Source organism: Marinobacter sp. 3-2 (genome assembly GCF_003751355.1).
Taxonomy (GTDB): Bacteria; Pseudomonadota; Gammaproteobacteria; order Pseudomonadales; family Oleiphilaceae; genus Marinobacter; species Marinobacter adhaerens.
In genome coordinates, this window is the sequence record NZ_RJUQ01000013.1 from 191,089 (window position 1) to 215,881 (window position 24,793).

Sequence of the window (24,793 nt, forward strand, 5' to 3'; positions counted from 1 at the left end):
GGCTCAGGTTTGCGGCAGATGGCCCAGATCCAGGTGCTGGCTGCAACGGGTCGCCAGTTCGGGATCGTGGGTGGCGAGGATCAGTCCGCAACCGTGACGGGCCTGCAGCTCGAAAAGCTGCCCGATCACGGCCTCAGCGGTATGCCGGTCAAGACTGCCGGTCGGTTCATCGGCAAGAATCAGCGCCGGCTTCATGGCAAAGACCATGGCAAGCGAGGCACGCTGGCGCTGCCCGCCAGACACCTGATCCGGAAAGCGGTCCGCAAGCTCGCCAATGCCCAGTCGCTCCAGCCAGTCCCCGCCATCGTCCTCGGGTTGACCGGCAAGCCGGGCCCGAAAACGCACATTGTCCAGCAGCGACAGGGCGGGCATCAGATTGGCTTCCTGGAACACCACACCGATCTGTTGTCGGCGTAGACCGCCCCAGCGCGCGTCAGCCTTGCTTGCGGCCTCGGTTGACCGGGCATCAAATGTTTCTCCGAGCACCTGAACAGTGCCTGAATCGGGCTTTTCCAGGCCGCACAGGATGTTCAACAGGGTGCTTTTGCCGGACCCCGATCGGCCTGTCAGCGCCAGCGATTCACCCGCACCGAGTTGCAACGAGAAATCGGTAAGCACCGGCACCGGCTCATCGCCGCTGCGAAACTGCTTGTTCAGGCCTCGGGCCGATAGCAAAGAATCCACCATGCTTGTCCTGTCACTCGGGCGCCCCGATCGGCTCTGCCATCTCGCCATGCCGCCGTGCGCGCCATTCCCGGAATTGCTCCAGCCAAGAAAGCAAGGCAGGAACCACCAGCAACACCAGCAGGGTCGAAAGCCCCAGACCAAACGCGATGGACGTGGCCATGGGAATCAGGAACTGGGCCTGCAGGGACGTCTCGAACAACAGGGGCAGAAGACCACCGATCGTTGTCAGCGATGTCAGCATCACTGCCCGAACCCGCTGTACCGCCGCTTCGTTGAGCGCATCCGTGATGTCCAGCCCTTTTTTCCGCTGCTGGTTATAGAAGGCTACGAGGATGATCGCGTTATTGACCACAATCCCGGACAGACCGAACAGGCCAAACAGGGAGAGAATGGTCAGCTGCAACCCCATCAGCCAGTGGCCCAACAATGCGCCCACCAGGGCAAAGGGAATGATGGCCATGACAATCAGCGGCAGGCTCCAGGACGCAAACACCCAGGCCAGCACCACGTACATAAGCGCCAGACCGATAACCAGGCCGGTTTGCATATCACCCAGGGTTTCCCGCTGGTCGGCCGCCCGGCCCTCGAAGCTGTAACGCACGTTATAACGACTGGCGATGTCGGGGAGGGCCTCGGCCTCGAGGCTGGTGAGGATCTGGTCAGTGGTGCTGACCCGGGTGTTCAGCCCGGACGTCACCTCAACGGCCAGTCGCCCTTCAGCGTGTCGCAGGGCCTGGAAGCCCTGCCGGTGATCCAGGTTCATGACCTGGGTCAATGGCACAAAACGACCGTCCGGAACCCGGATGGTGATGCGTGACAGGGTCGAAAGCCGCTCGCGCTGATCCTGTGGCAGTTGTACACGAACTTCCACTTCATCCCGGCCATCCTGGTAGATCTGGGCAATACGGCCATCAAAGGCCGCGCGGAGCTGGCGACCCAGATCCGACGTGGTCAGCCCCAATGCTTCACCATAGGCACTCACCTGGTAAATCAGCTGCTCCCGTCCCCAGGGCATGTCATCTTCCACATCGAGCACGCCAGGCAGCGTCGACAGCGCCTGCCCCAGTTCGTCGGCGGCCTGCTTGAGGCGTTCAGCGTTCTCACCGGTCAGCCGCACGTTGACGTCTCGGCCAGGAGGCCCGGCCTGGCGCTCGGAAATCGTCAGGTTGTCCAGCCCGGCGGGGGTCTCCAGCCGGCTGCGCCACTCGGTGATGAATTCCGGGTTGCGGACGGTGCGACGGTCGGAAGGCATCAGTTCGATCATCATCGAGCCCAGCTCGTCGCCGCTGCGAGAACTCCCTTCGGCACCCTGGGTCGCGCCCCGGGTGGTCACGGCATGAAGAATAAAGTCGCCGCCGAGGGCCTCTTCGGTCTCATTGAGTGTTCGCTGCATCTGTGTCAGGAAGTCATCCACCGTGCCGCGATCGGTCCCGGCCACGAAGCTTGCGTTGGCATAGAACACCGAAGGCTCCGGGGTCGGGAAAAAGTTAAAACCCAGACGACCGCCGGCCAGCAGGCCGATGGTCACGATGGCCAGGGCCAGGGCACTGGCGACCGTGGCGCCCCGATGCTGAAGACTGTATCGGGAGAAGCGCCGGAACCGGCCTTCCCGGAACCGGTCGAACCGCTGTTCAAAGCCCTGCCGGAAACGTTCAATCGGGCCCGGCTTTTTCGGCTCCGACGCCTGAGATTTTTTCTTGCGCCGGGGTACAAAGGCATGGCGCAGGTGCGCGGGCAACACGATAAAACACTCAAGCAGCGAAGCGACCAGAACACAGATCATCACCAGTGGTATATCACCCAGGATATTGCCGATGACTCCGCCCACCACCAAAAGAGGCATGAAGGCCGCAACGGTGGTCAGCGACGAGGCCAGTACCGGCCAGACCATGCGTTTCGCTGCACCTTCCGAGGCATAGATGGATTCCTCCCCCATCCGGGCATGGGCATCGGCATCCTCGCCCACCACAATGGCATCGTCGACGATCACCCCCAGTGCCATGATCAGTGCAAACAGGGAAATCATGTTGATGGAACCACCGATCAGCCAGAGCACTGCCATGGCCGCCAGAAAGGCAGTGGGTATCCCGACGGCCACCCACAGGGCCACCCGACCCGGCAGAAACAGGTACAACAGACAGATCACCAGCACCAGACCGCCCAGACCGTTTTTCACCAGCAGGGAAATACGATCATCCAGCAGTTGCCAGGTCTCATCGTACACCTCCAGTTCCACCGTTGGCGGCAGCACCGGCCGAGTATCCGTCAGCCAGTTTTCCAGGACTTTGGCCGCTTCCAGCGAATTGCCGTTTTCCGATCGCTGCAACTGCAGCTCAACCGCCGGCTTGCCGTCCTTTTCCAGCGTTACCTGGCTCTCACGGGCCTCCTGGCGAATGATGGCGACATCGCCAAGATGGAGCTGAACCCGCTCACCACTGAGCACCGGAATGTTTTCAAATTCCTGCGGGCTGCGTCGCTGCTCAACCGCGCGCAATTCCCGGGTGGCGTCCTGCTGCGCCATCATGCCCGCGGGCAGGTCGCGGGAAATGGCCGCCACACGTTCGGCTATCTGCTCCAATGAAAGCCCCAGTGTCTCGAGCCGCTCCACCGGTACATCAATGCTGATCTGCTGTTCCGGCAGGCCCCGGATCGACACCCGGTCAATGCCACGCTGGAGCAGTTCATCTTCAAACCGGTACGCCATTTGCCGCAACTCACTGCGATCGACATCCCCATAAACCAGCAACCGGGCCACCGGTTCATAACGTTCAATGCGGGTGACCTGGGGCTCCTCCGCCTCGGCCGGGAAGTTGGTGAACTCGTCCACCTGCTGGCGCACGTCATCCAGGGCCTGGATCGGGTTGGTGCCCTCCTCGAACTCAAGCGTGATGGACGAGACACTCTGGGCCGAGGTGGAGGTCATTTTCTTCAGACCATCGACGCTTCGCAGTCGCTGCTCAAGGGGGTTGGTGATGCCCTGTTCGACGTCCTCGGCGGAGGCCCCACTCCAGACCACGCGGACACTGACCACGTCCAGGGCAAAAGTCGGGAAAAACTGGATATTCATGCGGGTGAGTGCCAGTACGCCACCCAGCAGCATGACCAGCATCACCAGGTTGGCAGCGACCCGATGGTGAACGAAAAAACCGATGACGCCCTTTTTCCGCCTCATTGTGCCGAAGCTCCGGAATCCGCGACATCCACCTTGAGGCCGGTCACCGCATTGGGCAGGTGTGTGGTGATCAGTTGCGAGCCAGACACCAGGGCTTCGCCAGACACCAGAAGGCGACGCTCGCCATTGCTACCCCGGGCTTCGCCAATGCGCTCGATCCGGGCGCGCTCCATCCGGCCATCTGAGGACATCAGATAGACGCTGTCGGCACCGTAGAGGGCGCTGAACGGAATCGACACGGTGTTGCTGCGGGCGGCCCGCTCCAGGGTCACGGGCAACAGGCCCCCCGGCCGTATTCCACCGGCCTCACCCTCAAGCTCAAGAATGGCTTCAGTACCGGAGGCATCGCTGGTGCCGGCGAAGCGGGTGAGCCGGAACCGGTGCTGATCCCCCTCGCTGGTGGCCGTCAGGGTTTCCCCGCGGGCCAGCGCATCCAGCAGCTCGCCACGGAACATCTCCGGGACCCGGGCCCTGAGTTCAAGACCATCCACGGGGTAGAGCGACAGCAGCGGTTCGTTTCGACTTACCTGATCTCCCTCGGCAACCCGGATATCGGTCACCATGCCGTCGAAAGGCGCAACCATACGGGCTCGTTCGGCATCCCGCCGCGTGCTGAGCAGGTTTGCCTCGGCCTGGGCCAATTTTGCTTCGAGGCTCTGCAGCCGAGCCGGGTGCTCTTCAATCGCGCGCTGCCGGGTATTCACCGTCAGCTCGGCTCGTGCGGCAGCATCGGTAGCCGCCTCCAGCGCTTCGCGGGAGGCCAGGTTCCGGCTAACCAGCGATCGGGTTCGCTCCAGCTGTCGGCGGGCGTTCTCGAGAATCGCCTGCTCGCTGGCCAGCGCTGCCTGGTCATTCCGGTAGCGCACCTGCTCCGATCGGATCTGGGCTTTCAGATCGTTTACCTGAGCCTCGGCCTGAGCCAGGGCGGGTTGGATATCGGCCTCATCCAGAGCCACCAGAAGCTCTCCCTCACTGACACGCTGCCCCTCCGTTACCGGTCTGGCACCGATACGGCCCGCCAGGGTGGCGGTTACCGTCAGTTGCTCAGGCGCAAGAACCTCTCCGTAAAGGGGCAAAACCGGCGTGTGGGTACCCGGCTCAATCTGCTGAACCTGAACACGCCAACTCCGCTCGGTGGCACTGACCTCTGCAGGCTCCGGGCGTGTCATCTTGAGAATCATGAAACCGGCGATACCGACGGCGAGAATCAATACGGGAATGAGTCGTTTGGACATTACTTGCTGGCCAGCTAAGGTAAAAAAAGCCCGTCGGGCTGTTAGGTTCAGACTACTATACAATCAAGGCTCGTTTTCGGATCGGACAAGCCTGGGTCCTGCGTCAATTTTACGCGGTGTATCCTCCATTCATGGCAACGGAGAGTATCTGTCTTGGCAGTAGAACATCATGTCAATCTCCTGAACGCAACGCTGATCAACGGGTTGATCGTTGCCGTCGTGGTCCTGATCCACCACGAAGTACTGATTAATTTGAGTGGACTCCTGTCGAAAATGCGGCAGAGCCATCGGTTCCGGCTGATTGCTGCCGTATTCGGCGTTCTCGCCGCACACACCCTGCAAGTCTGGATCTTTGCCGGTGCGTTTTATCTCATGCACCATGCCGAGGGCTGGGGCGAACTTGGCGGCAATTTCAGCGGCAGCATCCTGGACTGCGTCTACTTCTCCTTCACCACATTTACCACCGTCGGCTACGGGGATGTCGAACCCTTCGGCATACTGCGTTTCCTCACCGGCATAGAAGCGCTTTCCGGGCTGGTTCTGATCACCTGGAGCGCCTCCTTCCTGTTCGTGGAAATGCAGCGTTACTGGCCCACCCGCTAGACTTTAGTCTAAGATCGACGGTTACTTTGCATGGATTCTGATCTAATACCCGGATCTTGCGGCATGTGCACTGTCTTTGTACATATCGCCCCAGAGCGCCGGACATTCAGACCAGACCCATGGAAAGCTACAGGGAATCACAGAAGCACCTTGCCCGTCCTTACCGCAAAGCGGTACTGAAGACGCTGCTGATCTTTACCGCCATCAGCGGCCTGCTGTTTTTTACCCTCAACGTCCAGAGAGAGAATTACCCCCTGGCCTTTGCCGAGCTTGGCATGGCCGGCTACTCGGTTTTCATCCTCTGGGCCATTGGCAACACGAGACACCTGGAACGCTGGATTCTCGCCTTTATCCTGCCTTTCTGCATCACCATGATGTTCGCACTCACATCACCCCGGGCAACCACCACGGTCTTCGCCTGGGTCCTGTTGATTCCCATCCTTTCCCACCTTCTGATGGGCCGGCGCCTGGGACTGCTGGTATCTGCCGTGTTCATGGGCACGGCAGCCGTGATCTTCTTTTTCAAATACCAGGATGCTCCGGACATGATACAGCCCCTTCCTATTGCCAATATGGGGCTGATGTCACTGACCATCCTCGCGTTCTCTCACATTTACGAGATCACTCGGGAGCAATCCGAATCACGCCTGCTAAAAATGGCCCAAACTGACGCACTCACCGGCCTCGCCAACCGGGCGCGCCTCAGCGATGTGTTTGAACAGGAGCGCAAACGCAGCCTCCGTAACGGAACCCCACTATCCGTGCTGGTACTGGATCTCGACCATTTCAAACAGGTCAATGATCAGCATGGTCACGAGGCCGGAGACCTGGCGCTCAGGCATGTCGCCAGCACCCTGCGCGCTTCGCTCAGAGCAACCGATCTGGCCACCCGGCTGGGTGGCGAGGAGTTCGCCATTCTGCTCACCAACACCACCGCAGACCAGGCTCATCGGGTGGCAGACAAGATCCGGGGTGCGATTGAATCTCACCCCGTGCCCTATCAGGACCAATCCATTGGCCTGACTATCAGCGGTGGCATTGCCCAGTTTGGTCCGGACGGTGGCGATCTGCGCAGCCTGATCGGCCGGGCCGACCAGTACCTCTATCACGCCAAGGATTCCGGACGTAACCGGATCATCAGCTCCGACAGCGCCCTGGTTCCCTGCCAGGCGTAATCAATCTAGCTCACACCCATTTGCAACGCGCCAGTGTGTAATAAAGTAGTGGCACCACCAGAACGGTCAACAAGGTGGACATGGCCAGGCCAAATACCAGCGATATCGCCAGGCCGTTAAAAATCGGATCGTTCAGAATAAAGTAAGCACCCACCATCGCCGAGATCGCCGTCAACGCGATGGGTTTGATGCGCACCGCGCCCGCCAGAACCACCGCCTCATCAAGCTCGACACCCTCCTCAATCAGTTGCCGGATAAACACCACCAGCAGGATCGAGTTGCGCACGATGATCCCGGCCAGGGCAATCATGCCAATCATGCTGGTGGCCGTGAACTCGCGCCCCAGCAGCGCATGGCCGGGCATGATGCCGATCAGGGTCAGCGGGATGGGCGCCATGATCACCAGCGGCAGAATATAGGAACGGAACTGCGCCACCAGCAGAACGAAGATCATGAACACACCCACGCTGTAAGCCGCGCCCATGTCCCTGAAGGTTTCGTAAGTGATCTGCCATTCGCCGTCCCATTTAAGCGTGCCCTTTTCCGGCAATGGGGGCTGGTCGATGAAATACTGCTCCGGGGCCCCCGCTTGCTGGTTCAGGCGCTCGACCATGGCAAACATGCCGTACAGCGGCGAATCGATCTCCCCCGCCATGTCTGCTGTCACGTAGGTTACCGGTAGCAGATCCTTGTGGTAGATCGCCCCCATCCAGTCGGCTTCGCGTACGTCCGCAATGCTTGCCAGAGGAACCAGTGCGCCGCTGCGGCTCCGCACCTTCAGCGATAACAGCACCGATGGCTGGGCCTTGTCGCCTTCACCCAGAATCACCCGTATCGGAACAGGGTATTTGGCATGATCATCATGCAGGAAGCTGACCCCGGTTCCCCCCAGGGCGGTCTGCAGGGCACCGACCACCTGGGCCTGGGAAACACCGAGCCGTGCCGCACGGTCCCGATCCACCACCACTTCCCACTGCCGTGTGGGTGCCTCCAGGGTGGTGTCGATATCCACCAGGCCATCAACGCTGGTCATGCCTTCGGCCACTTGTCGGGCCAGCTCTGCCCGGCGGGTTTCATCCACCGCATAGATCTCGGCCACCACGGGTGACAGTACCGGCGGCCCGGGCGGCACTTCGACGATTTTCACGCTGGCTCCGTATCGGTCACCGATTTCGGTCAGTGGGTCCCGGAGGGATTGTGCAATCGTATGGGACGACCGGTCCCGACTCTCTTCATCCATGAGATTGATCTGTATATCCCCGTGGTAGGGATCGCCACGCAGGTAATACTGCCGCACCAGGCCATTGAAATTGATGGGTGAGGCGGTGCCGGCGTAGGTTTGCCAGTTGGCCACTTCGTCCACCGTTTCCAGGTAGCCGCCCATATCCAGCAACACCCGCTGGGTCTGTTCCATGGGCGTGCGCTCGGGCATGTCGACCACAACCTGAAGTTCCGACTTGTTGTCGAACGGCAGCATCTTCAGGATCACCGCCTGGAACACCGGCAATGACGAAGCCACGAGGGTAAGACCCACCACCCCCAGTGCCAGCAAACGGCGCCGCCAGGGATGATCCCCCAGGAATGGCCCGAGCACGGTCCGGAAAATCCGCAGGGACACCGGGCTGACGCCATCCGCAGAGCTGGACGCCTCCTCGGCTTCGGCAGCCTGCTGCCCCTTCTTGTGTTTGAGAAGCCTGAAGGCGAGCCAGGGGGCCACCACGAAGGCGACAATCTGGGACAGCACCATACCCGCGGAGGCATTGATCGGAATCGGGCTCATGTAGGGGCCCATCAGGCCACTGACAAAGGCCATCGGAATCAGCGCCGCCATGATGGTGAGACTGGCCATGATGGTAGGCGTGCCCACTTCATCCACGGCCACCGGGATGATGTCCTTGACCGCACGACGGGAGTTCTGGATCCGGCGATTGATGTTCTCGGTGATGACGATGCCGTCGTCCACCAGGATGCCGATGGAGAATATCAGCGCGAACAGGGACACCCGGTTCAGGGTAAATCCCCAGGCCCAGGAGAACACCAGCGTCAGCAGCAGGGTAATCAGAACCGCGATGCCGACAATCAGGGCCTGGCGCCAGCCCATGGCCGCCAGCACGAGCAGCACAACACACAAAGTGGCGGAGATCAGATCGGTAATCAGTTTGCGGGCTTTCTGGGAGGCGGTTACGCCATAGTCCCGGGTGACCAGCACTTCCACCGATTCCGGCAGGGCCCGGTTGCGCAGCTGGTCCAGACGCTCTTCAATGGCCGTGGTGATATTGATGGCGTTCTCGCCCGGCTTCTTGGCGATGGCCAGGGTAACTGCCGGATAAACCTCGCCGGGCTGGCCAGCCACGCCGGCTTCCCGGGCCGGCCCGAATCCGGTCATTACACTCTGGTCCGCCACGGTGCCTCCCCGGCGGACCTGCGCCACGTCCTCCAGGTACACCGCGGAGCCATTGTGCATGCCCACAACAAGGCGCCGGACATCCTCCACGGTTTCCAGCAGCGTTCCGGCCTGGACCGGTATCGACAGGTTGTCCCGGGCAATCCGTGCCTCCTGGCTGCTGGTGTTGGCCGCCATAAGGGCGTTCCGGATGTCATCGATGGTGAGGTTGAACCCCGCCAGCAACGCCGGATCGAACCGGATATCGACCCGATCCGGGATCCCGCCGGTGGTATAGACATCCCGGGTGCCGGGGACCCGTTTCAGGGCGACTTCCAGCATGTGCGCCAGGCGAGTCAGTTCCTCCCCCGTATGCCCGTTGACCGGATCGTAGAGAGTGAGTGTCATCACCGGGACATCATCAATGCCCTTGGGCTTGACCACCGGCTGGGCAGCGCCCAGGTTGGGCGGCAACCAGTCCTGGTTGGAATACACCTGATTGTAGAGCCTGACCAGGGCTTCCTGCCGCGGGATGCCCACCTCGAACTGCACCGTGATCACCGCCTGGCCCTGGCGGGACACGGAATAGACATGCTCGACGCCCTTGATCTCGCTCATCACCTGTTCTGCCGGCGTGGCGATCGCGCTTTCCACCTCCCGGGTGCTGGCGCCCGGAAACGCCACCATGATATCGGCCATGGTGACGTCAATCTGGGGTTCTTCCTCTTTGGGTGTGACCACCACAGCCAGCACGCCAAGAATGATCGCCAGAATGGCCAGCAACGGTGTCAGGTGGTTGTCCTGGAAGACTCGGGCAATGGCGCCGGAGGGGCCAACTGGCGGCAAATCACGGCTCACGGGCTCGACTCCTCGCCCGTTCTTTCAAGCGGATTCAGGCGCTCGCTGCCCACCAGGACAGACGGGTTTGTGACTACCCGCTCGCCCTCGCTCAGGCCCGCAAGAATCTCCAGCCGGCCATTGTCCCGCACTCCGGTGCGAACCTGCCTCAGCCTGGGCTGATCCTGATCATCGAGCACAAATACCGCCCGGAGCTCGCTGCGCTGGATCAGGCTGCTGAACGGAATCCACAGGGTCTCACGGCTGGCAACCGGCACACTGACCTTCACCAGCATGCCGGGAAACAGCGAGCCATTGGGTTCACTCAGTCGCATCCGCAGACGGAAGGTGTGAGTTTGCGGATCGGCATAGGGGTAGAAGGTCATCTCACCGGTTTCCAGCACCCGGCCATCAGCCAGGGTGACCTGGGACTGACGCTCCATGCGGGCCAGTTCGGCATACTTCTGGGGAAGATCCACCACAACCCGGAGCTGCTCCAGGGACAAGCCGCTGAGCAGCGGCTGGCCGGGGTTGACCGCTTCTCCGACTTCGACATGTCGTTCGGTAAGAATGCCACCGTAGGGTGCCAGCACACGGGTATAGGAGAGTTGCTCCTGCGCCTCGGAAACCGAAGCCCGGGCGCGCTCGACCCGGGCCCTGGCAGCAGCGAGGTTGTTGCGGGCCTGGTCGAATTCCTGCCGGGACACAAGGCCACGCTCGTGTACCGCTTCAATACGCTCAAAGCGCTGCCCAGCATCCGCCAATGCCGCCTCGGCCTCCTCAAGCCCGGCCTCGGCCTGGCGCAGACGGGACCGCTGTTCACTGTCCTCCAGCTGGACAATCAGGTCGCCGGCAGCCACGGAATCATCAACATCGAAGGGGAGACTCCGGACAATACCGCTGGTCTGGGCGGACACCGTACTTTGCTGTACCGCTTCGATGACGCCGTCAAGATGCACGGTCTCCTGCAACATGCTGCGTTCGACCGCTTCTGACATCAACGCCCGTTCATTGCTTTGGGCCTGAGCCATCGCGGACAGCAACGCCAGGGAGACCATCACGCCTGCAGCGACCAGCCGACCCATTGCGCACCTCCAATTCAGGTTATTAGGTAATATCTAAAGGTTATCAAAAATGGGAGCCGAGAGCATTCTACGAACTGCTGGAATGCACGACGGATGGCTTCTTGAGGGCCTCAAAGCCAACAATAATGTCCATCAGTTCGTTGGTTATTTCGTCCTGCCGTACCAATCGGAACTGACCGCCCACCTCCTCAAGCCGGTCATCAACCGCCTGCTCCGCCTGTTGCATCAGGGCCAGGCGGGCCGCGTTCTCCGTAACCATCGCTTCGGCCGACGCGCGGAAAACGCTGGCAAATATGTGGTTACGCAGCAGCGCCGCGAACAATGGGGCTGGCGGCATCGTGTAATCGGCAAGGGAGCGGGAGTGCCAGCCAGACGCCCCGGAACCTGACAACAACGTGGGCTCCAGCGGCAGCAACTGGCTTATTTCCGGTTCACGTTGTCCTTTGTCGGCTCGTCGGGTGAACACCAGGGTCACAGCGATCCTGTTATGCACATCGCCACCCCCGATTTCGTCCAGTCGCGTCACTATGTCGCTGGCCAGGCGTCCGATGCCATCGGCCGATGCCGGCGGCAGGAAGGTAAACTCAGGGCGGATGCCCTGATCGCCGAGCGCATCGCCCATACGCGCACCCACGCAAAGAACACGGGCCGGGCTACCGGCCTTCAATGACTCCGACCTTGCGCTTTCTGCGAGTATTTCGTTGTAGTTGCCGCACAAACCGTGATCGGAACCGAACACCACCAAAAGCCGTTCGGCCTGAGCGACGTCCGGCACAGACACAGGCCCGGTTTTCGCGACAAATGCCCGCAGACCGTCCAGCACAGTCTGGTGATAAGACTCAATGGATCGGGCGGCATGCTCATAGGGCACTGCATTGATCGCAGACATGGTTTTCATGGTATGAACAATGCTGCGAATGCTGCCAAGGGTGTCCGTCCGCCTGGACAGGGTTTCAAGCGTCTGGGCCATGACGATCCTCTCCTGACATTGCCAGGGCTGTCGTGGCCACCCGCAACAGGCTTTGCTTTTCCGCTTCCTCCAGCGAACGATTCTGTCGAATACTCTCGTCTACATCTTTCAGGGAGTCACCCACACTGTTGCGCATCCTGATCATGGTCTCGGCAACTTCGTTCTCTGAAAGACCATCGAGCAGCCCTTCCAGGGCAGCCATCAATACCAGAAGCTGCTCGACAGCCGGCATGGGATCCCGCTCGGGCTGCCGCAATGCGGTCCGGACCGCTACCCCGCGGGTCAGACGGGCCCTGGTGTTGTCGTCCAGCCGGGTTCCGAATCGGGCAAAATCCTCCAGCTCCTCGAACTGGGACAGGGTGACACGTAGATTTCCTGCCACCTCCCGGAACGCCCGATGCTGGGCCTTGCCTCCGACCCTGGACACGGAAAGCCCGATATCCACCGCAGGGAACTGGTTTTTTCGCACCAGCCTGGGGGACAGGTAGATCTGTCCGTCGGTAATCGAAATGAGATTCGTCGGAATGTAGGCGGAGAGATTCTCTGCCTGGGTTTCGACAACCGGCAAAGCGGTAATGGAACCGCCTCCGGCTTCTGGAGTGAACTGTCCTGCCCGCTCAAGCAAACGGGCATGTACGTAGAATATATCCCCGGGGAAAGCCTCGCGCCCCGGCGGGCGCCGCAGTAGCAGCGACAACTCGCGATAGGAGCGCGCGTGGTGAGTCAGGTCGTCGAAAACCACCAGCACGTCACGCCCCTGGTCCGCAAAGTATTCGGCCATAGTCATCGCGGCATAGGGCGCAACATAGGCTAACCCTGGGGCATCCTCATCACCGGCTGCAACCACGACGGTGTTTGCGAGCTGGCCACTTTTGCGCAGGGTTTCGATAACACGGGCAACCGCGTCTCCGCGCTGGCCGATGGCGCAATAAATACTCACGACATCGGAGCGGGCCTGGTTAAGAATCGTATCGATCGCAATGGACGTTTTCCCTGTCTGGCGGTCCCCAATGATGAGCTCCCGCTGCCCCAATCCGATAGGGACCGCGCCATCGATGACCTTGATGCCGGTGGCCAGGGGCCGGTTGACCGGCGCCCGGCTGAGTATACCCGGTGCGCTGGCCTCCACCGGCCGCTCAGCGGTCGACGCGACACTCCCGTTGCCGTCCCGCGGGCCCCCGGTTGCATCGAGAATGCGGCCAAGCAGGCCATTGCCGACCGGCACACTGAATACCTTATGGGTTCGCCAGACATCCTCCCCAGCCGTTATCCGATCGGACGGTCCCAACAGAATCACGCCCAGCCGGTCCGGTTCCAGATCCAGCACCACGCCGCGCACACCTGAAGCGAACACCAGCAGCTCGTCCGCCAGGGCCCGGGCCAGGCCAGCGACAACTGCAATACCATCACCAACTTCGGCCACGGTTCCTACTTCGGTCAGTGCCGGGGATGGGGCCGGAACGTCCAGCAAGGCATCCAGAAAGTCTTCGGCCGGGCTCAACGCGGGTCTCTCAGCCATGGTTCTGCACCCAGCCCGTGCCACCCGACGCCAATCGCTCAGAGAGCATCCCCGTCAGCTCGTCGGTGTAACTGTCGACTGTCCAGGCCATCTGCACACTGCCGATCCGCAGGATCATCCCCGGAGCCTGACGCGGATCCACCGAAAACTTCAGATCAAGGCCCGGGGCCATGCCGGCCAATGCGTCCCGAATGGTTTCCTGAGTGCTGTTCGGGAGCGATTTGTGAGTGGTCGCGACAGCCTGTTCGGCGTTGGCACCTGCGGAGACCAGTTCGTGGGCCAGGGGCTTCAGCTTGCTGATGACATGCAGGCCAATCCGTTCTTCCAGGTCTTCATCCGCCAGATCGTGCAGGGCCCGACGCACAAGCTGATAGAGCGTTTCGGCGCTGGCACAGTGCAGCTCACTGATAAACCGGTCCCGCTCGGCCTCCAGATGGGCCTGCCACTCCTGCTTTTCCCGTTCAAGGCTCTCCCGTGTGGCTGCAAGCAGGGCATCTTTCTCCTTTTCTGCCTGCTCGCGAATCCGCTCGGCCTGCTCGGAGTTGTCGACCAACAATGCCTGTTTCTGTTGGACAAAGGCAGCCTCTGCTGCGGCCGCTTTTTTTCGCGCCACCTCGGCTTCACCCATACGAGTCGCGATTTCGGTCTCACGGGCATCGATACCGTTCAGGATGGGCTTGTACAGAAAACGTTTGAGCAGCCATACCAGCACCAGGAAATTACCGATCTGGGCAAGCACCGTTATCCAGTCAATGGCCATGATTCAACCTGCCGCCGACTGGGCAGCCTGCAGCGCCTGATCCCAGAACGGATTGGCAAACAGGACAATCATCGCCACGACAAAACAGTAGATGGCCGTGGACTCGATCATGGCCAGGCTCACGAATAGGGTCCGCGACAGGGTAGAGGCGGAATCCGGCTGCTGCGCGATGGCAGAAAGCGCCGCAGCGGCCGCCCGCCCCTCCCCAAGCGCCGGGCCCAGAGCACCAAAGGACACAGTCAGCCCGGCGGTCAGGATGGACACCATGGCAATGAGTGCGAGATCTGTCATTTATCTTTCTCCTTCTTCAAAGGCTTTGTCGCTGTCGCCGATGAGATATAAACCGTCGCCAGGATGGCGAATATATAGGCCTGAATCAGGCCCGTGAGCAGTCCGAGCATGTCCATCACCACAGGGAAAAAGAACGGCGCCACACCCAGCAGGATGCCGGCGATCACCGCACCGCTCATAACGTTGCCGTAAAGCCGGATGGCCAGGGATATGCCGCGCGAGAATTCGCTGATGATATTGAACGGCAGCATCACCACGGAAGGTTCTATATAGGTCCTCAGATAACCGCCGATGCCCTGCCGGGTAATGCCGAACAGTGGCACCGCAATCAGCACCGACAGTGCCAGCGCTGCGGTGGTCGACAGCGAGGCCGTCGGTGGTGTGAAGCCCGGCACAACGAGCAGAAGGTTTGAAAAGGCGATGAACAAAAACAGGGTTCCGGAAAAGTAGAGCACATGTCGAGAGGCCCGCGGGGAGATGTCCTCGATCTGGCTCTGGATGGCCGTCACAATGACTTCCAGGGTCGTGCGCCAGCGGTTCGGAGGCACATCCGGGCGCAGATTCCGGGTAATCAGAATGGACGTGACGGTCAGCAGGATCATAACGATCCAGGTGAAGCCGATTGTCTCGCTGATATCCAGGCTCCAGATTGTGAAGAGCGTTGCTTCATCGGGCGTCAGTTCCATCAGACTTTCTCCGGATGCGGTGTTCGCGCAAGAAGAGTGGCCAGGTAACGCACCACGAAAAACGCGGCACCGTAGCCCACGAACGCCCAGACCTCGGTCGCCCCCGCTGTAACCAGCCACCCGACGCTCAACAGCAGTGCAATTCGGACTGCGGCACTGGGCAAAAGCACCGCCACTGGCCGTGATGCGCCCAGGGCAAAACGCACACTCGCTGCGAGGCCCGCAAAATAAACAAAACTCACGACGAGGCCAGCACCAAAGCCCCAAAGCACACCCTGCCAATCAATCATCATGACCATCCTCCTCTTCCCTGCTTTCTCTTCCGATCCACGCCCAGGCGATGAAACCGCCCAGAGTGACGCCACCCAGAATCAGCGCAAGCACCCATGGGAAATCCTGGGGCATGGTGCGATCCAGCCAAAGCCCGAGAAACGCGCCGCCAACAGTCGGGACAGCGATCGACCAACCGATCATCCCGAAGGCACCCAGACCGCGCAGCGGGCTTGCCCCGGGGTTTTCCCGGGCTTTCTTCAGGCGCCGGGCCCGGCGCCCGATCTCATCTTCCGGCGTTCTGCGCTTCTGAGTCATGGCTTGGGCCGCTGCAGGTCTGCGAACCGCCTGACCATGCCAGCCTCCAGCCTGGACAGGGCTGACCGGGCCACCCGTTCGTCTTCATCCACCTCAATGAAGTTCTTGCGGACACTCTCCTGCAGGGTCGCCAGATCCTTGCCCGGAGCGCCGCGCCGGATCGCAACATCCACCTTGTGCCCCTGTTTCACAAGAATGCCCTCGTCGATTCCGAAGATTTGCTCATGGCCGTCCTCCAGGGTCAGAATCAGCACCGACGGCACCAACGAGGTGACAAAATCGATGTGATTGGGCAGCATTCCGAAGGCCCCATTTTCGGCCACCGCGAACAGCTTGCGGGCCCTGCCCTCAAAGAGCATTCGGGTCGGCAGCCGGATAGTGACGTCCATTGCTTCAGCCAGCGTCATGCGACCACCTCTGGCAAAGCGCCAATCATGTAGTACTCACTCTCATCCTGATCGAATTCGGTCTGCTCCAGAATCGCTTCACAACCATCGAGGGTCTCGGCAATGGTCACCCGCTTGCCTTCGGCACCGGTAAACGCGGCGGTGGTAAAAAACGGCTGGGTCAGGAAGCGCTCCAGCCGGCGGGCACGGGCTACGGTGGTTCGGTCAGCCGCCGAGAGCTCCTCGATGCCCAGCATGGCAATGATGTCCCGCAACTCTTCGTACTCGGCCAGGGTTCTTCGCACCGCCCGCGCAATGTCGTAATGCCGTTGACCGACCACCGACGGTGTGAGCATGACCGATGAAGACGCCAGGGGATCAATCGCCGGGTAAAGCCCCTCACTGGCCCGTTTGCGGGACAGCACCACAGAGCCGGACAAGTGCGAGAAGATATGGGCGGCGGCAGGGTCCGTGAAGTCGTCCGCTGGCACATACACCGCCTGAACCGAGGTAATCGCGGCACTGTGGGTGGAGGTGATTCGTTCCTCCAGCTCGGCCAACTCGGTCGCCAGGGTGGGCTGATAGCCAACCCTGGAAGGCATACGCCCGAGCAGCCCGGAAACTTCCGAGCCCGCCTGGACAAAGCGGAAAATATTGTCGATCAGCAAAAGCACATCCCGATGCTGTTCATCGCGGAAATATTCCGCCATGGTCAGAGCGGTCTTGCCGATCAGGAACCGGACCCCTGGAACCTCGTTCATCTGGCCGAATAGCATGACGGTGTTCTCGAGCACGCCAGCCTCACCCATTTCCCGATAAAGCTCCTCCGCTTCCCTGGAACGCTCACCAATGCCGCAAAACAGGCTGACGCCCTTGTGCTGCTGAACGGTGTTGTTGATCAGTTCTGTAATCAGCACCGTCTTGCCGACACCGGCACCGCCGAACAAACCGGTTTTGCCGCCACGCTCTATAGGCGATAACAGATCAATGGCCTTGATGCCGGTTTCGAGGATCTGGCTACGAACCACGCGATCTTCCAGCAGGGGTGGGAGCTGATGAATCGCGCGGCGCTCGCTGGTAGCCGGCACAGGCTGATTGTCGACCGGCGCACCAAACACATTCAGCATCCTTCCGAGAATGGCATCACCCACCGGCACCGTGATCGGTGAGCCGGTTGCCCGAACCGGCATCCCCAGGCCGAGCCCCTTTACCGGAGCCAGTGCCATGCAGCGGACCACACCCCGGTCTTCAAGCGCGGCCACCTCAAGCGCAATCTTGCCGGCATAGAGAAGCTCGCGTATCTGGGGTACCGGCTCCGGAAACCTGACGCTCACCACACCACCACGGATGGCCACCACGGTACCTGTACCGGCATCCTGCAAGGTATCCAGAGACTCATTGTGGCTCATGACAAATGCCTTTTATTTGGCCGACACTCGAGTGCCCGCCGATCCCTCAAGTATAGCCACGGCATCCTGGAGGCGCCCGATGCCGCTGATCCCGCCAGCCTGGGCAAAATCGCAGGCGGCCTGCAGTTTCGGACCCATGGAGCCGGCAGGCATCTCGAGGGCACGTGCCTCTGACACTGTCAATTCCGAAAGCGCCGTCGACCGGTCGGTCCCGAAATCCCGGTAGACCGCCTCAACATCCGTTAGCAGGAGCAACGCGTCCGCACCCAGTTGCCTGGCCAACAAGGCACTGGCGGCATCCTTGTCGATGACCGCCTCAATGCCGACCATGCTGCCGTCGTCCCTGCGCAGCACCGGTATTCCGCCACCCCCGGCACACACCACAACTACGCCCTGGTCGAGCAGCAACTTCAGTACGCGCATGTCCGGTATTTCCAGGGGCTTAGGAGAAGGCACCACCCGGCGCCATTTGTCGCCGTCCGGCGCAATGCTCCAGCCCGCAGCGGCTGCCCGGCGCTCTGCTTCTTCACGGTCATAGACCGGGCCCACAAACTTGGTCGGCTTTTCAAAAGCCGGGTCTCTGGGATCCACCACGACCTGGGTAAGCAAGGTTGCGACAGGCCGGTCATGTTCCAGGGCGTTCTCCAGCTCCTGTTCGATCATGTAGCCGATCATGCCCTCGGTTTCCGCTCCCAGGACATCCAGCGGGTAAGCCTCATCCGGTTTGTAGGAGGCGCCCTGTAAAGCCAGCAGCCCCACCTGGGGCCCGTTGCCATGGGTGACCACCAGGTCGTGGCCGGCCCGGACAACCGCGGCCAGCGATCGGGCCGCAATCTGCACATTGTTGCGCTGGACCTCTGCAGTCAGCGGCTCCCCGCGTTTCAGAAGGGCATTCCCCCCCAACGCTGCCACAACCAGCATGTCAGCCTCCCAGGGTCGCCACGAGGACGGCCTTGATGGTGTGCATGCGGTTCTCGGCCTGATCGAAAACAATCGAAGCGGGGCTTTCGAAAACCTCTTCAGTCACCTCCATGGCGTCAATGCAATAGGTCTCCTGAATCTCCTTGCCCACCACGGTTTCGGTGTTGTGAAAGGCCGGCAGACAGTGCATGAAACGCGCCCGCGGATTGCCGGTCTTGGCCATCAGGGCCGCATTCACCTGGTAAGGCATCAACAGTTTGATCCGTTCGGCCCATTTTTCCTTTGGCTCGCCCATCGAGACCCAGACATCGGTATAGACGAAATCGACTCCCGCAACGGCGGCGTCAACATCCTCCGTGATGGTGATGCGGGCTCCGGTTTCAGCCGCCAGCGCCTGGGCCTCCTCCTGAACGGCCTGGCCAGGCCAGCAGGCTTTTGGTGCGCACAAGCGCACGTCCATGCCCATCTTGGCGCCACCGATCAGCAGGCTGTCGCCCATGTTGTTGGCGGCATCGCCGATGAACACGTAGGCCACATCCCGCAACGGCTTTTCCACATGCTCCTGCATGGTCAGGAAATCCGCCAGTATCTGGGTGGGGTGAAATTCATTGGTGAGCCCGTTGTAGACCGGCACGCCGGCGTACTGTGCCAGCTCTTCCACAACCGATTGTCCGAACCCCCGATACTCAATGGCATCGTAAACCCGGCCAAGAACCCGGGCGGTGTCCTTCACCGATTCCTTATGGCCAATGTGGGTTCCGGTCGGCCCCAGGTAGGTTACCCGCGCCCCCTGGTCGAAGGCAGCAACTTCAAACCCGACCCGGGTCCGCGTGGAATTCTTCTCGAAGATCAGGGCGATGTCCTTGCCTTCGAGCTTGGGCACTTCGGTGCCCGCGTACTTGGCCGTCTTCAGATCCGCAGACAGCTTCAGCAAAAAAGCGATTTCCCTGGGGCTGAAATCCCGCAGGGTAAGGAAGTGTCGGTTCTTGAGATTGAATGCCATAGCGTTTCTCCCTGGCTGTCAGATAGCGTCCCGGATGGTCGGGCAACTCATGCACCGACCGCCGCCCCGGCCACGGCCCAGCTCGGCGCCGGGTATTGCCAGAACTTCGATGCCCGCCGCCGAAAGCGCCGCGTTGGTATCGTCGTTGCGGTCGTAACCGACAACAACACCCGGGCTCAGGGCCAGCACATTGTTGCCGTCGTTCCACTGCTCCCGCTCGCGCTCTTCCGGCGTGTCACCGCCGGTTGGCACGACCTCCAGGGCCGGGTAACCGAGAATCTCCGCGACCACCTCAAACAGATGCCGCGAGTCCTGATTGAACGCCAGTGTTTTTGCTCCCTCTCCGGGGCGCAGGTCGTAGCAGATCACGGCATCGGCCACTTCCTTGAAGGCCGTGACCACGTTGCCACCACAGAAGGTAAACACGGTGTCCAGGTGCATGGCCGACCGGGTTTTGGGCAGCTGACAGGCGATTACCCGATCCACCATTCCGCCATCAAAGAGTGCTTTTGACAGTTGCCCGATGGCCTGGGGAGAGGATCGCTCGCCCATGCCTACCAGAACCGTTCTGTTCCCCAGCGGCATGATGTCCCCACCCTCCAGGGTTGCCAGTCCATGATCTTCCAGAGGATCGCCCCAATGCACGTTCACCTTGCCGGCGAATTTCGGGTGGAATCGGTAGATAGCGGCCATCAGCAAGGTCTCAGGCTTGCGGGCAACCCAATACATCGGGTTGAGAGTAACCCCGCCATACACCCAGGCGCTGTTATCCCGGGTGAACAGGAAGTTGGGCAGCGGCGGCAGCACGAATCCGAAACGCCCGAGGTGGTTGCCGAACAGTCCAACGGGATCGAATGGCAGATCCCCTACCTCCAGGCCACCGATCAGGAATTCGGCGAGCGCCTTTTCGGGGAGTTCATCCATCCAGGCGCGCAGGTCCGACACCATGCCCACGCCGATATGGTTCCAGTTGATCCGGTGATCAAGAATCCAGGCACGTCCCTCGGGAATGGCCAGCGTTTCCGCCAGCAACTCGTTGACATCCAGCACCTCCACGCCCCGACCACGCATCACGCTGGCAAACACGTCATGATCTTTCTGGGCCTGCTTGACCCAGAACACATCATCGAACAACAGGGCATCGCAGTTGGACGGCGTCAACCGCCGGTGCGCCAGCCCCGGCCGGCAGATGATGACCTGGCGCAGGGTCCCGGTCTCAGAGTGCACTCCAAGTGTTTGTTCAGACATGACAAAACTCCTTTTGTCGCAGGGTCACAGCGGGGGTCACAAAAGTGTGCCGACGCTGATAACCACAGTGATAAACACGGTCAGAATGAGCAGTAAGGGCCAGATAAAGGCCAGCCAGCGATCGTAGGACACGCGCCCGATGGCAAGCCCGCCAACCACCACCGCAAAGGTGGGATTGATCAGGTTCACCAGGCCGTTGGCAGACTGGTAGGCAGTCACCACCAGATCCCGCCCGACGTTGGCAAAATCCGCCAGCGGCGCGAGGATCGGCATGGACAGGACGGCCAGGCCAGAGGACGACGGCACGAAGAAACTCATGCCCACCTCGATCCAGAACATCAGGTTGATAAAGGCCAGTTCCGGCAGGCCACCCAGCGAGGTTTCGGCGCTGTGCAGGATGGTATCGGCGATCATGCCCTGTTCCATGATCACCACAATGCCGCGGGCCAGGCCGACCACCAGCGCAACCCCGAGGAGATCCCTGGCACCATCGACAAAACTGCCGGTCAGTTTCTTTTCACCCAGTCGTGCGATGATGCCGATCACAATGGCTGCACCAAAGAACAGAGAGCCCATCCGGGCCATCCACCAGCCCTGGGATGACACACCCCAGATCATCACGGCAAAGGTCAGGGCAAAGATAACCAGTGCAATAATCTGGGTGGTTGTCAGGGTGGCGCTGTGAATCTCCTGGTCACCTCCCTGCAGAAACAGTTTCTTGTGCGCTGCCCATTGCTTTGCCACCACCGAGCGTGAGGGGTCGGTTTTTACGCGATGGGCATATCGCATAACGTAGCCGATACAGATCAACAGGCCGCCGATCAGCAGAATGAAACGGAGCACGATGCCGTCGGTGAACGGTATTCCAGCAGCATTGGCTGCAATCACCGTGGCGAACGGGTTGATGGTTGAACCCAACACGCCGATACCCGCTCCGATCAGGATGATGGCAACGCCTGTAACGGCGTCGTAGCCGGCCGCAAGTATCACGGGAATCAGAATGGCGTAAAAAGCCAGGGTCTCCTCTGCCATCCCGTAGGTGGTGCCACCGATGGCGAAGAGCACCATCAGTATCGGAATCATCCAGATCTCATGGCCTTTCAGATGCCGCATCGCGCTGCGAATGCCGGTATCAATAGCTCCGGTCGCATTCATCACACCGAGGAAACCACCCAGGAACAGAATAAACATGGCGACATCGATGGCATTGGCAACGTAACTGTCGGGGTCGTAGAACCCGGCTGTGGGTGCCATCAGGACATCAACGAACCCCTGGGGATTCGGATCAACGGTCTGGTAGGTGCCCGGAACTGCCACTTCCCGACCAACCTCTTCATTCATGGCGCGCTCATACTGCCCGGCCGGAATCAGCCAGGTCAGCGCGGCCACCAGAATAATCAGGCCGAAAAGAATCGTGTAGGCGGTGGGGAATCGGGAAGCAAGGTCGGTTTCGGGATTTTCTGGCAATTTTTCGTCTTCAGTCACGATGCGTCTCCTTTCGTGAATCGCATTGTGCAGACAGGTTCCTTCCGGGAACCTCAAGAAGCCAAACACAGCCTCAGCGGCTGATGGCCACTGGTTCGGATCTGCATGAGGCCAGCATAGTGCAGCCCGCCGCTTCCTGAATTGAGATAGCGCAATTTTTAATCAACCATAAAAAAGCCCCGGGTGGAGGAGTTGTTTCCACTCGGGGCAAGAATGTCACCCGCCGGCTATGAGAAGCGGGTAACCGCCATGCAAGGTCTTACCACCTGGCTGTCAGTGCGGCACGCAGGGTCCTGCCAGGCTCATTAACTCTTACGGCTTCGGGGTTGAATGGATCAGTATTGGCCCTGCTAACATGGGGCGCCCAGGTATTGTCGAACAGGTTATCCACTGCCCAGCTGATGCTCAGATAGTCGGCGAGCGGGTGGCTCCCGGACAGGTTCAGCACGCCGTAGCCTGGCGAGGTGCCGGGATCCTGGCCGGATTCCAGGTCCACCCGGTCCTGTCGGCGGGCCAGCACCCACTCCAGTTCAACGCCATGGCCCATGTGCTGCCAGCCAAGGGTCTGAATAAACTGCACCGGCGGAATCTGCGGCAGGGGTTTGTTTTCGTCACGGTTTTCACCTCGTACCGAGGCCAGACTGCTGTTAGTGCTCCAGGTGCCGTTGCTCCACCCAAGCTGAGCCTCAACACCCATCAGCCGCGCATCGATATTGCGGTAGACGCTGACCTGATCCACATTGCGAGTGCGCAGGACGAAGTCATCCACCTGATCCACCCATACGGCCGGGCGCCAATGCCAGCCGTTGCTCTGGCCAGGCATCGCCACTTCCACCTTTCGATGCGTCTCAGGGTCGAGAGAAGGGTTGCCTACCCAGCGTCTTGCCGGATCCATGTTGTTCCAGCTGGCAATGTAGCGTTCAGTCACGCCCGGGCTGCGGACGCTATGGCTTGCCGTAACCACCAGCGACTGGATGGGAGAAAACCGCCAATCGCTGCTTACAAAGCCACTGAAGTTGTCATCGCTCGCATCGGTGTTGGTAGTGCCGTAGATCGCCTCGTAGGCATCGGCGGCAGACATGGCCATCATGCCACTACCAAACACCTGATCGGCGGCCCCAGCGGACATTTCCACGCGATCGTAGCGCACGCCACCACCCAGTTTTAACGCCGGGGTTACCCGGTAGAAGCGCTCAGCGAAGAGGCCGAAACGGTCTCGATCCACGTCGGGCCAGAGTACCGACGTCAGCGTATCCAGATTCGCGCCGCCAAACCGTTCGGCGTGCCAGTTATTGGTCTCGACATCCGCACCAATGGCCCAGTCTGTTCTGGCATCCGGACTCTGATCCAGGGTCAGACGGAGGCCCCGGGTTTCGGTCTCGGAATCGGTCAGCATTTTCATCATGGACTCACGGAGACTGAAATTATCCATGATGTGATCAACATCGGCCTGCCAGGACAGCAGGTTCCAGTTGCCGTTGGCCACGGGCGAGCCCAGCTCCAGTCGCATGATGTCGGTATCGGTTTTCGGCGCATCCATGCCGGAGCCGGCGTATTTCACGTCCCGCTCCTCCTGACGGCTTACCAGGCCTTTGATATAGAACCCGTTATCCGCCTTCCACGCGGCATCGAGGCGGGCCTCGGAGTTCTTGTAGGCGCTGCGCACTTCGTTGCCATCGCCGTCCTCGTAATCGTCCGCCTCGTCGTAACCGCCTGCGAGCCGAAGCCAGGCACTGTCACTCCCCACTGCGGCACTGCCATTGACCAGTTTGCCATTGCCGTTGTCCGCGCCGCCCACCGTCAAATGACCTGTGGTGGCGGAATCATCGAAGACTGGCGCTGCTGTGGTGGCAATAATCTGGCCACCGGTGATCGGGCCCCAGCGAAGGGTCTGGTTACTGGTGCGCACCTCGAGCAAGGGCGCCAGTGCCGAACTCAGGCGACTGGTTGGGGGATCCATGCGATTCGGGCAGGCCCCTTCAACGCGAATACCGTCCAGAAGCACATCCACCCGCTCCTGGCTTTGACCACGAATCACCGGTTCCAGGCCGCGACCTCCCATTCGGGAGAGCGACACTGACGGATCAGAGGACAAACGTTCAACGGGCTCTGAAGCCAACGTACTCGAGGCCTCTTCTATGCTCTGCCCCTCAGTAACATGAATGACCGGCAAGTCGGGAGAACTCTCCTGGGCCAACACTCCGGCGGGCAAGGAAACCAATCCCGCAGCACACAATCCGATGAAACGCGTTCCAATTACCGTCGCCATACAACCTCATCCTGACCAGCTCTGATAGTTGGCGCCAATCATAAACATCAGCCGGCGCCAGCGCCTGAGACCAAATGCCGC

The 24,793-nt window shown here is 60.7% G+C and carries 21 protein-coding genes; 2 read left to right on the plus strand and 19 right to left on the minus strand.

The genetic code is table 11. The features are described from left to right. Window positions 1-3: 3 nt before the first annotated feature. The 3 genes from EDB94_RS08330 to EDB94_RS08340 are packed head-to-tail and all read right to left on the minus strand — an operon-like array spanning window position 4 to window position 5,094. The gene (locus EDB94_RS08330) at window positions 4-687 is read right to left on the minus strand and encodes an ABC transporter ATP-binding protein (protein ID WP_108018072.1); all 684 of its coding nucleotides are present in this window, start codon (window positions 685-687) and stop codon (window positions 4-6) included. A gap of 10 nt (window positions 688-697) precedes the next feature. After that, window positions 698-3,859, minus strand: coding sequence for an efflux RND transporter permease subunit (locus EDB94_RS08335; protein ID WP_108018073.1), 3,162 nt, complete (start codon window positions 3,857-3,859; stop codon window positions 698-700). Next, window positions 3,856-5,094, minus strand: a complete 1,239-nt coding sequence (locus EDB94_RS08340) for an efflux RND transporter periplasmic adaptor subunit (RefSeq protein ID WP_108018074.1) — start codon at window positions 5,092-5,094, stop codon at window positions 3,856-3,858. Before EDB94_RS08340 ends, EDB94_RS08335 begins: the two co-directional genes overlap by 4 nt. A 153-nt stretch (window positions 5,095-5,247) precedes the next feature. Between EDB94_RS08340 and EDB94_RS08345 the strand changes: the two genes are divergently transcribed. Both EDB94_RS08345 and EDB94_RS08350 read left to right on the plus strand, forming a co-directional pair. Then, the gene (locus EDB94_RS08345; RefSeq protein ID WP_014579117.1) at window positions 5,248-5,697 is read left to right on the plus strand and encodes a potassium channel family protein; all 450 of its coding nucleotides are present in this window, start codon (window positions 5,248-5,250) and stop codon (window positions 5,695-5,697) included. Between the two features lie 119 nt (window positions 5,698-5,816). Then, window positions 5,817-6,872, plus strand: a complete 1,056-nt coding sequence (locus tag EDB94_RS08350; protein ID WP_108018075.1) for a GGDEF domain-containing protein — start codon at window positions 5,817-5,819, stop codon at window positions 6,870-6,872. 10 nt (window positions 6,873-6,882) lie between these two features. Here the strand turns inward: EDB94_RS08350 and EDB94_RS08355 are convergent, their stop codons facing one another. The 16 genes from EDB94_RS08355 to EDB94_RS08430 all read right to left on the minus strand — a co-directional run bounded on the left by EDB94_RS08355 (window position 6,883) and on the right by EDB94_RS08430 (window position 24,712). Beyond that, window positions 6,883-10,113 carry an efflux RND transporter permease subunit gene (locus EDB94_RS08355; protein WP_108018076.1) on the minus strand — a complete coding sequence of 1,077 codons (3,231 nt, stop codon included), beginning with the start codon at window positions 10,111-10,113 and terminating at the stop codon, window positions 6,883-6,885. Then, window positions 10,110-11,177 (minus strand): efflux RND transporter periplasmic adaptor subunit, encoded by a 1,068-nt coding sequence (locus EDB94_RS08360; protein ID WP_108018077.1) that lies wholly within the window; start codon window positions 11,175-11,177, stop codon window positions 10,110-10,112. The genes EDB94_RS08355 and EDB94_RS08360 overlap by 4 nt, the downstream gene beginning before the upstream one ends. Window positions 11,178-11,244: 67 nt before the next feature. Continuing rightward, on the minus strand, window positions 11,245-12,147 hold the full coding sequence (locus tag EDB94_RS08365) for a FoF1 ATP synthase subunit gamma (protein ID WP_108018078.1): 903 nt from the start codon (window positions 12,145-12,147) through the stop codon (window positions 11,245-11,247). Continuing rightward, window positions 12,131-13,666, minus strand: a complete 1,536-nt coding sequence (locus EDB94_RS08370) for a F0F1 ATP synthase subunit alpha (protein WP_108018079.1) — start codon at window positions 13,664-13,666, stop codon at window positions 12,131-12,133. The genes EDB94_RS08365 and EDB94_RS08370 overlap by 17 nt, the downstream gene beginning before the upstream one ends. Continuing rightward, on the minus strand, window positions 13,659-14,426 hold the full coding sequence (locus tag EDB94_RS08375; protein ID WP_108018080.1) for a F0F1 ATP synthase subunit B: 768 nt from the start codon (window positions 14,424-14,426) through the stop codon (window positions 13,659-13,661). The genes EDB94_RS08370 and EDB94_RS08375 overlap by 8 nt, the downstream gene beginning before the upstream one ends. A 3-nt stretch (window positions 14,427-14,429) precedes the next feature. Continuing rightward, window positions 14,430-14,717, minus strand: a complete 288-nt coding sequence (locus EDB94_RS08380) for a F0F1 ATP synthase subunit C (RefSeq protein ID WP_014579110.1) — start codon at window positions 14,715-14,717, stop codon at window positions 14,430-14,432. Continuing rightward, complete coding sequence (locus EDB94_RS08385) at window positions 14,714-15,403, minus strand: F0F1 ATP synthase subunit A (protein WP_108018081.1); 690 nt, start codon at window positions 15,401-15,403, stop codon at window positions 14,714-14,716. Before EDB94_RS08385 ends, EDB94_RS08380 begins: the two co-directional genes overlap by 4 nt. After that, window positions 15,403-15,696, minus strand: a complete 294-nt coding sequence (locus tag EDB94_RS08390; protein ID WP_041645938.1) for a hypothetical protein — start codon at window positions 15,694-15,696, stop codon at window positions 15,403-15,405. The genes EDB94_RS08385 and EDB94_RS08390 overlap by 1 nt, the downstream gene beginning before the upstream one ends. Further along, window positions 15,686-15,991, minus strand: a complete 306-nt coding sequence (locus tag EDB94_RS08395) for an AtpZ/AtpI family protein (RefSeq protein WP_014579107.1) — start codon at window positions 15,989-15,991, stop codon at window positions 15,686-15,688. The genes EDB94_RS08390 and EDB94_RS08395 overlap by 11 nt, the downstream gene beginning before the upstream one ends. Next, window positions 15,988-16,398, minus strand: a complete 411-nt coding sequence (locus EDB94_RS08400; RefSeq protein ID WP_108018082.1) for an ATPase — start codon at window positions 16,396-16,398, stop codon at window positions 15,988-15,990. Before EDB94_RS08400 ends, EDB94_RS08395 begins: the two co-directional genes overlap by 4 nt. Further along, a complete protein-coding gene (gene atpD / locus EDB94_RS08405; RefSeq protein ID WP_108018083.1) occupies window positions 16,395-17,786 on the minus strand; it encodes a F0F1 ATP synthase subunit beta in 1,392 nt (463 codons plus the stop codon). Before atpD ends, EDB94_RS08400 begins: the two co-directional genes overlap by 4 nt. A 12-nt stretch (window positions 17,787-17,798) precedes the next feature. Further along, window positions 17,799-18,707, minus strand: coding sequence for a carbamate kinase (gene arcC / locus EDB94_RS08410; protein WP_092031271.1), 909 nt, complete (start codon window positions 18,705-18,707; stop codon window positions 17,799-17,801). Between the two features lies 1 nt (window position 18,708). Further along, the gene (locus EDB94_RS08415; RefSeq protein ID WP_108018084.1) at window positions 18,709-19,710 is read right to left on the minus strand and encodes an ornithine carbamoyltransferase; all 1,002 of its coding nucleotides are present in this window, start codon (window positions 19,708-19,710) and stop codon (window positions 18,709-18,711) included. 18 nt (window positions 19,711-19,728) lie between these two features. Further along, a complete protein-coding gene (locus EDB94_RS08420) occupies window positions 19,729-20,958 on the minus strand; it encodes an arginine deiminase (protein WP_014579102.1) in 1,230 nt (409 codons plus the stop codon). Window positions 20,959-20,994: 36 nt separating this feature from the next. Next, window positions 20,995-22,443, minus strand: coding sequence for a YfcC family protein (locus EDB94_RS08425; RefSeq protein ID WP_008177132.1), 1,449 nt, complete (start codon window positions 22,441-22,443; stop codon window positions 20,995-20,997). Window positions 22,444-22,702: 259 nt separating this feature from the next. Further along, complete coding sequence (locus EDB94_RS08430; protein WP_260312540.1) at window positions 22,703-24,712, minus strand: TonB-dependent receptor domain-containing protein; 2,010 nt, start codon at window positions 24,710-24,712, stop codon at window positions 22,703-22,705. Window positions 24,713-24,793: the final 81 nt, after the last annotated feature.